The organism is Oligosphaera ethanolica (assembly GCF_030814695.1).
Lineage (GTDB): Bacteria > Verrucomicrobiota > Lentisphaeria > Oligosphaerales > Oligosphaeraceae > Oligosphaera > Oligosphaera ethanolica.
The window spans coordinates 1,865,188-1,877,846 of record NZ_JAUSVL010000001.1; the positions used below are offsets into that span (position 1 = coordinate 1,865,188).

A 12,659-nucleotide genomic window follows, 5' to 3' on the forward strand; every position below is an offset into this window, starting at 1 on the left:
TGGACCAACCACGTGCAACACACATTCGGAAAAACCAAGGTCAGCCTCAACGTCCTGGCCATGACCAAGACAGGCAGCGAGGGCAAGACGGATAAATTCGTCTACGCAACCAGCATCTTCATTCACAAAAGGAGGGCAACCAACCTGCTCGACGACGTATGTCGGACGCGCTGGCAAATCGAAGAAGCATTCAAGGTTCAGAAATGTCACGGACTTGGACTGGAACAAGCGTTCGGCACAGTGGGACACGCGGGAACCAACTATTACCACATCGTGCAAATCGCCAACATCATCTTGGAACTCATGCTGCACAGCAACCTGTTTCGCCGTCTCCAGCAGCACCAGAATCCGGATCGCGTCAAGCATACAATCCGCGAACGGATGATGACATGGTACGGCACCATCAAAAACTTGATGTGCAAATTCAAAAGATCGATCACGACCAGACCCTTGAGTCAGATCGACGTAGGGGAATGGCGACTTGAGTTCGACACGGCATGAGCGTGGAAGCCGACCGCCAATCCAGTCCAAAACCCGCGATACAATCCAGAAACGAAAAAGTCGCCTCAACTGTGCGCACAAACATTAAGAACTTAACCAAACTTAAGGTGCAGCAGGAGGAAGGCGACACGCTACCTTAGCGCCCAAATCGTTTTTTCCCAGCAAGCAGCGTGAAGTGGTCTTAATGGCAACGGCTGATTCTTTGGGACTGGTCTGATCAAATTGCCGCAAAGTAGCCGGTTGACAGCCTGTTTGCGGGGGCTATCTTTGATGGTTTTTTCCCATTCCGCAGGCAGCGACTGCTGTTGCGGACATAGTGTTTCAGGTTGTGAAAGGAAGATCATGAACATCGCACGCTGGGTCGGAGTCATTGTGCTGTTGGGCCTGCTGGCCCGTGCCGAAGTCCCGGAATTGACGGCCTTGGTCCCACAGGCAACGGGCTACGAATTGATCGCGAAGCTTGACCCGACGGCCTACGCGGGCAGCGGCTATACCATTGACCGCAGCGAGATCCTCGGCGGCGATGTCAAACGCATCGGCTACCTGCTGAAATTGACGGACAAACAGGGCGAGCTCTCGTGGGTGTTCGCAGCCATGGACCCCTTCATCACCGACATCGCCCGCCTCGGCATGCCCACGCCTGGCGGCGACATCTTCCAGGACTACGTCACCAACCTGGAGGTCTTCAGTAATGTCCCCGCCATTAAAACCGGCGCCTTCCCCAAGGGCAATGTCGAAATCTGGGGCTGCAATTACGGCGGCACCAACAACAAGAATATCCCCGGCGCCACCAGTGCGTTCGATTTCGGCGACCAGCCCGACAGCAATGGCAATGGCAACTACGGCTGCCTGCAGGTACATAACTACGAACAAAAGCAGGTCGTGCTCGCCTTTAATAAATTCACTGCCGGGAAAACTTGCGACCTGGGCATCGGCAACAACACCGACGTCGAAGCGAACTTCGGCGGCAGCAAAACCCCCAATCCCGACTGGACTTTCAGTAGCAGCGGCCAGAACTACCAGCAGGCCGAGCTCTTCATCGTCGCCAAAATCGACAACCTCACCGTAAAAGAAGTCGTCCTGCTCGATGGCAATAAGGCGTCCCTCACCGGCACCCTCGACCGCGAACAGGCGCTCTTCGCCCCCGGCGAAGAAATGGCCTTTAACCTCGTGGCCGATTTCCAAGGCCAAGAGCCCAGCAATGACTACTTCATCACCTGGGAACGCACCGGCGACGACGGCGTCAAGGACTCCGGCAAAGCCAAAGTCGGCCCAGAACCCCTGGTAATCAAGACCAGCCTCGACCGCCCCGGCTTCGTCCGCATTCTCGCCTATCTCGTGGACAAAAATGGCAAGCGCGTCACCAAAAAAGTCATGCGCCGTGGCAAAGAAGCACAGGAAAACCTCTTCTTTGACGGCGGCGCCGGCGTCGACATCGACAAACTCCAGGGCGTGCCCGAACCAGCCGACTTCGACGCCTTCTGGGCCAAGCAGAAGGCCCGTCTGGCCGCCGTGCCCATGAATGCCCGCCTCGACGAGCAGCCCAGCAAAGACCCCAAGGTGAAGATTTATGCGGTGAGCATCGACTGCCCGGGCCCGCGGCCCGTCACGGGCTACCTGACGGTACCGGCGGACGCCAAGGAGAAGTCCCTGCCGGTGAGCGCCTCTTTCCACGGCTACGGCACCAGCATTCAGCGCGCGCCCAGCGGTGGCTCCGACACCAGCATCAACTTCAGCGTCAACGCCCACGGCTACGACCTCGGCCAAAGCGACGACTATTACAAGGCCTTCTTCGAGTCCATCAAGTCCAATGGCCAGGGCTACGCCTTTGATCCCGTCCAGAATGCCGATCCCGAAACGGCCTATTTCAATGGCATGGCCTTGCGGGTGATGCGCGCCCTCGAATACCTCAAGAGCCGGCCGGAGTGGGACGGCAAGACTCTCACCGTCGGCGGCGGCAGCCAGGGCGGCCTGCAGACGGTCTGGGCCGCCGGCCTCGACACCGACGTCGTCAAAGCCAGCGCGGGCGTGCCATGGTGCTGCGACCTCGGCGGCGTAACCCTCGGCCGCATTACCGCCGGCTGGCGCCTGCCCTACGTTGAAGCACTGAATTACTACGACCCCATCAACCACGCCAAGCGCATCCCGACCAGCTGCTATGTGGACATCAATCGCGCCGGCCTGGGCGATTACACCTGCCCACCCTCCGGCGTGGCCATTCTCTACAACAACATCCGCGGCCCCAAACGCATCAACTGGGTACAGGGTTCCACGCACGGCTATGTGCCGCCCAAAGCCCAGACCTTCGTCTTGGAGCAGAAATAACCACGGCCTGATCGGCGATTACAATTCACGGGGCCCAGTCTTGATACCAAAGCAAGACCGGGCCCTATTTTTTCAGCACCATCATTACAATAAGGAGCTTACTAATGCACATCACCAGCGACATCCATCTGCACAGCAATCTCTCGGCCTGCGCCAAACCCGAATCGACGCCAGCAGCATTGCTCAAGGCCTGCCGTGACCAGGGCATCCGCACCATCGGCTTTTCCGACCACCTGTGGGACAAGGCCGTGCCCGGAGCGTCAAAGTGGTACCAGCCCCAGGACGTCGACCACGTCCTCAGCATCAAAAAGGCCCTCGCCAGCGATGAATGCCAGGAGCTCAGCCGCGGCCTGAAAATCCTCGTCGGCTGCGAAACCGAATTCCTCGGCGGCAAGCAGGTCGGCATATCCCGCGATGCCGCCAGTCTCTTCGATTTCGTCCTCATTCCACCAGACCATTTCCACATGAAGAACTACGTCTTCCCAGCGGACGTGACCGACCCCGATGGCATCAAGACGATCATGATCCGGCGCTTCATGGAAATCATGGCGCTGGACCTGGCCACAGCCGTCGTCCATCCTTTCCACGCCATGGGCTTCACGCCGGAGATGCCCTACACCGTCCAGTCGCGCATCAGCGACAACGAATACTGCGAGTGCTTCATCGCCGCCAAACAGGCCCGCTGCGCCATCGAACTCAATGGCTGCGCCGCCAGGCGCGACGAAACCCACGGCTCCGGCGATGACCAGTTCTCGCCCGAGTACATCCGCATGATGACCATCGCCCGCGAATGCGGCTGCACCTTCAGCATCGGCAGCGACGCCCATTCCCCAGAATCAATCATCGGCGGCGTCCACAAACGCCTGGAACGCTTCGCCGACGCCTGCGGCATCACCGACATTCTCCAGCTCTGAACAGCAGTCTTTTATCGCGGACGAATCGGACGGATCCGACTGATCCGACTGATCCAATCGACGATCGGTCCGATCAGTCCGATCAGTCCGATCAGTCCGCGATATCAAAAAAGAAGATCTGTCCGATCAGTCCGCGATAAAAGACCGTTGCTCCGACTGATCCGACTGATCAAATCGACGATCGGTCCGATCCGTCCGATCAGTCCGATTCGTCCGCGATAGAAGACCGTTGATCCGACGGCACGTCGGCTTAATCCCATGGCATGCGGAACCGCCGGGGCTACATTACGGCCTCGGGTCACCAGGCCGATTTGCCCATGCCCATGCCCGTGCCCATGCCCATGCCCATGCCCGTGCCCGTGCCCGTCCTCCCGCCGCCAATTTGCCCGAACTTCCCGCCACATCGAGGTAATCCCATGGCCATGCTGAGTGAATGTGCTGTCGAAGCCGCCGTCATCCGCGATTTATTCGAACGCCGTAACAGCCCAGTGGCTCTTTTGGGCGACTTCTGCCTTGACGCGTATTGGGAGATCGACCCCACGCGCAGCGAGACGTCACTAGAGACCGGCCTGGCAACGCAGCCGGTGTCGCGCCAGCGTTATTCCCTAGGCGGCGCTGGCAATGTCCTCGCCAATCTCTGCGCCTTGCAGGCCGGACAGGTGTCGTGCATTGGCGTGGTCGGCGCCGATCTCTTTGGTGACTACCTGGCCAAGCTGGTCCACGGCTGCAACTGCGACGCGCCAAGTCTCATCTGGAAGATCCCCGGCGGCGCCTACCAGACGCCGGTGTACTGCAAGCCCATGCTGGCCGGCCGCGAGCTGCCCCGCTTCGACCTGGGCGTAGCCAACGACATACCTGAGGCCATCCAGGAAGAAGTCTTCCGCGCCTTCTGTGATATCTGCAAATGCGTGAAGGTCCTGGCCATCAACCAGCAGCTCAAGCGCGGCCTGCACCAGCCCTACCTGCGGCGACGCCTCGCCGACTACCTAGCCAGCCATCCCGAGGTCGTTGCCATCTACGATGGCCGGGACTACCTCGATGCCTATCCCGCCGCCGTGCTCAAACTCAATGCCCGCGACGCCGCGCGACTGGCCTTCGCCCGCGACGACGCGCCCGCGCTGGACGCCGGCGATGCCCTGCTACAGCGCTTCCGCCGCCCTGTCGTCATCACCGACGGCGCCAACGGCTGCTATGTCTTTGAACTCGACTTGACGACGCACATCCCGGCCATCCCCAGCTCGGGCCCAATAGACATTGTCGGCGCCGGCGACAGCTTCCTCGCCGGCCTGGCTGTGGGCTACGCCGCCAGCCGCGACTGGGTCAAAGCCGCACAACTCGGCACCTGCTGCAGCGCGGTATCCATCCGCAAAATCGGCCAAACCGGCAGCGCCACCCCTGAAGAAATCGCCGAGATCCTCCGCCAGGACACTAAATAAGCAAAATCGACGGCTATCGCTGGCCCCTCGCCAGAGGGGCGGACACGCAGGTCCGCCCCTACAAAAGGCGACGGCCATCAACGGCCTGCGGATATTCCTGCGCCGTAGGCGCTTAACCATGCTTAACCCCAGGCTTTAGCCTGGGGTTAGAGCCTCCCAAGGGCCGTGCCTCGTAGAGGCACCACAGAAGAGCAGCCTCTATGTCCGCCCAGCCATCGCCCGTCCGACTGCGCTCGGCTGCCTGCGACCGGGGCGGACACGCAGGTCCGCCCCTACAAATAACACTCCTTTCGCGGCGGGCGGACGACGAGCCCCACCCCCAAAAAACAATCTGCGCACATCTGCGTTATCTGCGGATAGATGCATGTAGTCCCGCGCCGTTATTCCACGACCAGTTCGAAGAAGGTCGTCGGACTCTCGATGGTGGCGGTATTGACGGCGACGGTGGCGACGCCGTCGCGTGCGGTCACCGGCAAGTTCTGCAGGCGTTGGCCGTCGAAGCCCAATGCGTAGAGCGCAAGCCGATCGGCGCGCTGATGACGCAGCAGCAAGGCAAAATCACCGGCCTGCAGGAGCACGGGCGAGCGGCCGCTGTTGATCATTTTTTGGCGGCCGGGGCCGAGAGTCGTGTTGGAATTAACCACTGATGTCGAGTAAACAAGCACAACGCGGTCGCTGGCGGCCAGTTCATCGCCGCGCATGGCGCAGGCGGCGATGCATGCCGGCACGCTGCTCTTGAGGACGGTCATAGCGCCGAGGACGACGGGTAGCGCGCCGCCGATGTCCAAGCTGACGGCCTCGCTGCGCGGCGTGACCACGGTCAGACGGCGGTCCTGGCTGTACATGGTGACTTCGCCGGTGTCGCTCTGGTAAATACCAGCGTCGTGGTCGCTGGCGTTGGTCGCCGGCAGCGCGCCGCGCTGCTTGAGTGTCGCGATAGCCTCGCTCAAGGCGAAAGTGCCGTCCTTGCTTTCCACCACGTTGACGAACCAATCGTGGGCATCGACTGTGGCGATGCCAGCCGGCAATATCTGCATGGCCGGCGGCGCGCCCGGGAAGGTCTTCGGCGCGGGCCGCGCCCAGGGGAAAGCGATGGTGAAGCCCGTAATCAGGGCCAGTCGCGATTGCTCGGCGGACACCGCGCCGTCGGCAACGCCGTCAGCGACGAGCACTTCTTCGGGCACGACCAATTCCACGCGTTGCCGGGCTTTGCTGACGTCGCCGCGCTGGAACAGACAGGCAGTCAGGAACTGGCTGGCACGCACAATCGGCGAGCTGTAGCAGGAAAATGCCCCGACGTAGCTGCGCGCACCCGCAAAAGCCACTGGCCCAGAATGAACTTCGAGCGCGTTGAAGCCCTGCAGGGCCGAGTAGGCGCCAAAGACCATGCCGCCCTCGTACTGATAGGGATTCCAATAGCAGTGGTTGTATTCGCTGACGATGAAGGGCCGGCCCGCAATGCGCGACGATGTGGTGTTGCGCCAGTAATTAGCCGCGTCGGCCAGCGAGCTGGCCTGACCAACAGTGCAACCCGGCGCACCCCAGCCACCGGCGGGATGCTGGTAGTAGGTGTTCATCTCAATCACCTGCGACGCCTCCCAGCGCACCGCGCTATCGCCAATCTTCTTCGACAGATTGTACTGGGTGGTCAAACCGCTGTAGCCCGTCCCACGCACCACGCCCTCGCACCATGCCGCGCACTCCTTGCTCAACGCCATGCGTAACAGCGAGAATTCATTGGCCATGGCGGTGCCGCGGCCACGGTGGCCCATAATGGGCAGCGGTGCGGCAGCCAAGGGCGCGCCGCCGAGTTCGGCGGCCAGCGCCGCCGGCAGGTCCTTGCCCTCATAGCGGGCGACCAGCCATTCGCGCCAACGCCGTTCCAACGCGGCTTTGGCGTCGGGATAATTCTCCAGGACCGCGCCAATGCGCTCAAAACCCAACTCGTGCTCGTTGTAGTATTCCACAAAGGCAATAGCCGGGTCGTCCCGCCAATGCAACTTGGTATAGGGGTTGTAGTGATTGAGGACGGTCTCCGCGCCATACTGAAAATGCCCCCTCTGCCAGGCGCCACCGAGGTACATCATCAGCTTATGCATGTCACGATCTTCAAAATTCTTGCCGCGGTTCTGCGGCGCATCGTAGAGCGTGAAGGAAAAGACGACCATGTGGCAGTAAATGCCCTCTTGCTTGAGTGCATGAACGAGGTAATCCCAGCGATCGAGTTGCCGTGGATTGATCTGCATCGGGCCGTCGCTGCCTTCGCAGAGCGTGCGGTCGAAGACGCTGTGGAAACGGAAAAGCCGGTAGCCCTGGCGGCGCGCAGCTTGGGCGAATTCGTGGGCGCGAGCGCGGAACTGCTCGTCGTCATCGACGTTGAGTACGCCCGAGGGTATGCCGTTGAAGCCGAGGAGGCGCAGTGGCGTGGCCGGATCGTCGGCAAGGACCAGCTCGCCGTCGTCGCGAATCGCCATGCGGCCGAGTGTCCCGGCGGGCGCGGCAACCTGTTCGGACAGGTCCAAGGCCGTACCGGCCTTGATCACGGGGTCGGGCATGGACACCGGCCGCCATTCGTCGTTGGCCACGTACTTGATCGGCGGCTGCGGCACGCCGCAGACAAAACGCCAGCCCTGCGATCCAGCCAGGACTTTCACGGCGAGCACATTGCGTCCGCTGTCCACATTCAGGGCCACGGGGTGGTCGTCGGGAACCAATTTGGCGGAGCGGTTGCCGTCCTTGAGAGTGCTGTAGATGGGCTGGCCATTGAGGGTGATGTCCATCCACCAGTCGGCAGCAAAACCGAGGGCGATGACGCCGGGGCCGTCGCAAACGAAGTCGTTGATCAGCACGGCGACCTGCTTTTCGGACACAGCGCCGCCGGCGAGCGCCGCCAGGTCAATTGCGCCGTCCTGCAGTGCGGCACGCTGAGGCGTGACGTCTGCGCCCGCCCGGCCCGGCAAAGACGCCGGCGTCGCGGCGGGCAACGCCGTATCTGCGGCGACATCAAGGAAGACCAGCCATTCGAACGACAGCGCCGTCGCGGGATACTCCTGCGCCAGCTCCAGGCGTATATCCGAGATTTCCACATGGCCCTGGAGTTTGCTGAGATTGAGCGTGAGGTTATTGGGCGTGGCGTTTTCCTGCAGAGCCACGAAAGACGCCTTGACGCGAGTGCGGCCGGACTGCACATCGACATTTTCGGCCAGGCCGAGGACTGAATGCGGCGAGGAACTGAGCTGGAATAGATGGCGCGTGGTGCCGGGCTGGTCGGTCTCCACCGTGTAGCTCAGCTGGTAGCGCTGGCCGTCTTGCAGGACATGCCGTTGAATCAGGAGGATGTCGGTGGCGCCGAGGGCCGTCCCCGGTTGAATGTCCAACACCAGCCGGCCATCTTTGACGACGTGGGCGACGACGGCGGCTGGGGCTTTCTTACTGAAAGACCAGCTGTTGAGACCGTCCTTGAAATCACCGTTGATGATGAGATTCTCAGCGGCGACGGTGCTGCCAGCGGCGGCCAGCAGAAACAGCGCGGCGGTCAATCCGGCAAAATGGCTTTTCGCGGTGATCATGGTCTGTCGCTCCTTTGGTTTTCAATGCCTGACTGCAGTTCGCCAGCGTCGTTTGGCCTCATGTTATCCTGCCGCGCGCCTCTCCTCGCGCGGCATCGTGCACAGGCCGTGGTCAACGCACGATGATTTCGTACCACACGGTCTGATAGTCGGGGCCGATGACAATTTTGGCGCCGGCGCCTTCGGGTCCGGCTTGGACGGGCACTTCGCCTTTGCGTTCGCCGGCGCCATCGAGGGCGTAACAGCGCACGCGGTCGGCGTTGGCCTTGAGGGTCAGCTCGGCGGGGATGCCCTCGGCGACCACCGGGCCCTTGCCCCAGTCCGTAAGGCTGATCAGCTTGGATGCGTGTTCTTCGATGACCATGCCGTCATTGCCGCAGTAGCCGGTGGCGGCCAGGAGAATGCGGGCGGGACCGGCGGCGCCGAAGCCCGTGGCGTCATGAGATAACAACGACACCGTCGCCCACCCCAGGCGCGTGTCGCCCACCGCCAGGCTGACTTCCCCGAGATCGACCGCGCGGCCGCGCGGAAAGCCCGAGAAGAGCTTGGTGTTGGGTGTATTGACCAGCCAATAGCAGGCGTCCGGGATATCGCGGTTCCAGATGAGCTCGCCGGTGTCGCTGCTGATCACCGGACCGGCGGGGACCACCAGCGATTCTGGCGCGGGCGCGTTTTCGCCGGTGAAGGCCACGGCGCATTTATGCACCAGCGGGTGATTGGCGTGGAAGCCGGCGTGAGTGATGCTTTGGCCGACGCTGCTGGAGCTGGCCAAGTTTTCCAGGTACTTCTCCTGGTCGGGAACGGCGATCAGGCTTTGGCGCGCTTCCTCCACATCCCCGCGCAGGTACATGGTCGCGCAGGCCGGAAAATGCGCCAGCACGTCCGTACGGGCAATGATGCTGAAAAAGTAGCTGTTCATGGGCGGCTCGAAGTCCGGCCCGTGGTTGTAGGTGTACTCGAAGACGCCGTCCCAGCCCTGAAAGCGACCGTAGGCACGCAGCATCGGCTGGCCTTCGGCGCCGTACAGGTTGGGAAAGGGATGGTTGTACTCGCTGACGGTAAAAGGCTTGCCTGCAACCCGCTGCGCCGCCAAACTGCGGACACAGGACAGCGAATTGACCATGGACTCGTTGCGAATGCGCCAGTCCTTGTTCACCGGACCGGGATGGCACCAGTAGCTGTGATGGTCAACATAATCTAGTCGCGCCTGAACCGGCGGCGGGCTGTACCCCAGCTGCGTGCCGGAGACCACCGCGCGGCATTTGAGCTCATCGCGCAGAAACAGATACATCTCGTCATGCCAGTAGCGATCTTCCGTCGCGCACAGGAAACGCGCGAAATCCAGGCGCGCGGTCTTCGGCGCAAAGGCCGACGATCGGATGATCGGCACCGTCCCTTCGGCAAGCGTGCCCTCCAAGCGGTACTGCTCGTGAACACCGCTTTGCAGGGACAAGTTGTCGATCTCATACTCGCCGTCAACAAAGCGGGTGATCTGCACCTGCGCCAAGTCGGAATCCTCAGTGGCCTCGAAACTGTAGAGGATCTCACGCCACGCATCAGTGATCATCACCCGGCGAACCAAGCCGAGGGACTTCCAGCCGCCGGCAGTCTGGGCAACGCCCAAGCCGAGCTCGACCCGCCGACCATCCACGCGCCGGACGCGGAAAGAGAGGGTGTAATTCTGGCCCGCTTTCACGCTAACACCGCGGTAGAGCTTCGGATAGTACTCTTCGCCACGGCGGGTCACCGTCAGATGTAGTAGGCCATCGCGCACTTCGGCGCTCGCCGCGCCACTTTGGCCGGTGGCGATCACCCAGGGCTCAGCCGTGAAGTCCACGGGGGCGTCAAAGCGTCCTTCGGCGATCTGTTCGTCGTGAAGCGGCTCGGGCTTCCAGGCCCAGGCGGCGCGCCGAGCGTCGTCCGTGCCGTACTTGGCCTTAAGCCAGTCATTCCATTGCCGGCGGAATTCGCCACCGATCTTCGGCCCGAGCCAGTCGAGACCGCCGCCGCCGTACTGGTTCCAGAGGGCGTTCTCGTTATTGATTTCGATCATGGCGACGCACGGGTCGTCAGTATACGCCATGCCCGTGTAGGTGTTGACGCGGGTAAGCAGCTCGCGAGCGTAGTCTTTCTGGTGCTGGATAAGCGGCCCGTAGAAGCTATCGACGCCCTTGTTGGCCCATGGCGTGCGTTCGTCAATGCCATCCCGTTTGTCCAGCTGGCGGCCAACATGGAGGTTCATGTTGGTGTATATCCCCCGTTTCTTCAGCGCGGCAACGAGGTAATCCTGGCGATCGCGCTGCTCTGAATCGAGGCGCAGCTGCGTTTCCGGGTCGGCGGCGATAATGCCGGGCAGCGCCGGCGTCATGAAATTGCCGTAGGGCGTGTCGAAGTAGTGCAGACGGACGCAGTTGATGCCCAAGCGCGCAAGGCGCTCGGCGAGTTTGTCGGCGTCAGCGTGGGTGGGAAAGTTGGCCGGACCAGTGAGGTTCGTGCCGTGAAGCCGAACGGGGCCGGCGTCATTGACGAAACGGCCATCGACAATGCGGATCTGCCCATCGCGCCCTGCCGGCGTCGGCAAGAGCTTGGCGACGCTGCTGGCGTTGTCGGCACCGCCATAGCTGATCATGAAAGGAAAAAGTGGCGCGTCAGCAGCGATGCCCGAAGCGCAACACAAGACGGTACAAAAGCCGACAAGATTGGTAAAACGCATGGTGGCGTGGTCCTCTTTTGGGGTTGTCAGCCGCGTCGGGGCGGACCAATGTGTCCACCCCAGCCCGATCCGACTGATCTAGTCGACGATCCGACTGATCCGACTGATCCGACTGATCAAGTCGACGATCCGTCCGATCCGTCCGATCCGTCCGATCCGTTCGCGATAAAAGACAGTAGATCCGACAGATCCGACTGATCCGACTGATCACATCGACGATCCGTCCGATCCGTCCGATCCGTCCGATCCGTCCGCGATACAAGACAGTAGATCCGACTGATCGGTCCGCGAAAAACCGCGTCGGGGCGGACCGATGTGTCCGCCCCAGTCCGATCCGATCTGCGCTAGCCCTTCACGCCGCCGAGCATAATGCCCTTGACGAGTTGTTTCTGCATGAGGATGAAGATGATGATCATGGGCAGCACGCTCATGGCGACGGCGGCCATGAGGAGATTTGTCTGCTGGCCCTGGCTGGACTGGAAGGCCAGCATGCCGATGGGCAGGGTGTATTTGTCCGGGCTCTTCATCATCACCAGCGGCCAGAACATGGAGTTGTAGTTGCCGATGAAGGTAAAGATGGTCAGCGTGATCATCGCCGGCCGCGCCAGCGGCAGGATGATCTCCCAATAAAGCTGCCACTTGGAGGCGCCGTCAATCTCGGCGGCCTCGTCCAGCGACTTGGGGATATTCATCATGAACTGCCGCATCAAGAAGGTCCCAAAGGCCGAAAAGGCCGAGGGAATGATCAGGCCCAAATAAGAGTTGACCAGGCCGAGGCGGATCATGTTCTGGTAATTGGGAATCATCATCACCAGGCCGGGCAACATCATGGTCGACAGGTACATGAAGAACACCCGGTCGCGGCCCTTCCACTCCAAACGCGAAAAGCTGAAGGCCGCCAGACTGCTGGTAAAGACTTGCAGAAAGGTCACCCACGCCGCCACAAAGATCGAATTCCAGTACCAGCGGCCAAACTCAATGCCGCGCATGCGGAAGACATCGGGATAATTCCGCCACTGGAATATCGTCGGCAGCCAACTATCGAACTCGACTTCTTCCAGCAGCTTGAGGCTGGTGAGAATCATCCAGGTGAAAGGTAGGATCATCAACAGCGCGATCAGCGACAGGCCGATATGCAGAAGCGTCGTCCGTGTCAGCCGCGCGCCAGTGGTATTTTTCTTTTTAGTCGCCATCGCCGTGC

The 12,659-nt window shown here is 61.4% G+C and carries 6 protein-coding genes; 3 read left to right on the forward strand and 3 right to left on the reverse strand.

Annotation, left to right across the window (positions count from 1 at the left end; genetic code table 11):
- Nucleotides 1–843 precede the first annotated feature (843 nt).
- The 3 genes from J3R75_RS06310 (at nucleotide 844) to J3R75_RS06320 (ending at nucleotide 5,176) form a co-directional block, all read left to right on the forward strand.
- The gene (locus tag J3R75_RS06310) at nucleotides 844–2,826 is read left to right on the forward strand and encodes an acetylxylan esterase (protein WP_307260556.1); all 1,983 of its coding nucleotides are present in this window, start codon (nucleotides 844–846) and stop codon (nucleotides 2,824–2,826) included.
- A 104-nt stretch (nucleotides 2,827–2,930) separates the two neighbouring features.
- The gene (locus J3R75_RS06315) at nucleotides 2,931–3,740 is read left to right on the forward strand and encodes a PHP domain-containing protein (protein ID WP_307260558.1); all 810 of its coding nucleotides are present in this window, start codon (nucleotides 2,931–2,933) and stop codon (nucleotides 3,738–3,740) included.
- A 317-nt stretch (nucleotides 3,741–4,057) separates the two neighbouring features.
- On the forward strand, nucleotides 4,058–5,176 hold the full coding sequence (locus J3R75_RS06320) for a bifunctional heptose 7-phosphate kinase/heptose 1-phosphate adenyltransferase (protein ID WP_307260560.1): 1,119 nt from the start codon (nucleotides 4,058–4,060) through the stop codon (nucleotides 5,174–5,176).
- A gap of 380 nt (nucleotides 5,177–5,556) precedes the next feature.
- Here the strand turns inward: J3R75_RS06320 and J3R75_RS06325 are convergent, their stop codons facing one another.
- The 3 genes from J3R75_RS06325 to J3R75_RS06335 form a co-directional block, all read right to left on the reverse strand.
- Nucleotides 5,557–8,745, reverse strand: coding sequence for a carbohydrate binding domain-containing protein (locus J3R75_RS06325; RefSeq protein WP_307260561.1), 3,189 nt, complete (start codon nucleotides 8,743–8,745; stop codon nucleotides 5,557–5,559).
- Nucleotides 8,746–8,857: 112 nt separating this feature from the next.
- On the reverse strand, nucleotides 8,858–11,458 hold the full coding sequence (locus J3R75_RS06330) for a carbohydrate binding domain-containing protein (protein WP_307260563.1): 2,601 nt from the start codon (nucleotides 11,456–11,458) through the stop codon (nucleotides 8,858–8,860).
- Nucleotides 11,459–11,802: 344 nt separating this feature from the next.
- Nucleotides 11,803–12,651 (reverse strand): carbohydrate ABC transporter permease, encoded by an 849-nt coding sequence (locus J3R75_RS06335; RefSeq protein WP_307260565.1) that lies wholly within the window; start codon nucleotides 12,649–12,651, stop codon nucleotides 11,803–11,805.
- Between the last annotated feature and the right edge of the window lie 8 nt (nucleotides 12,652–12,659).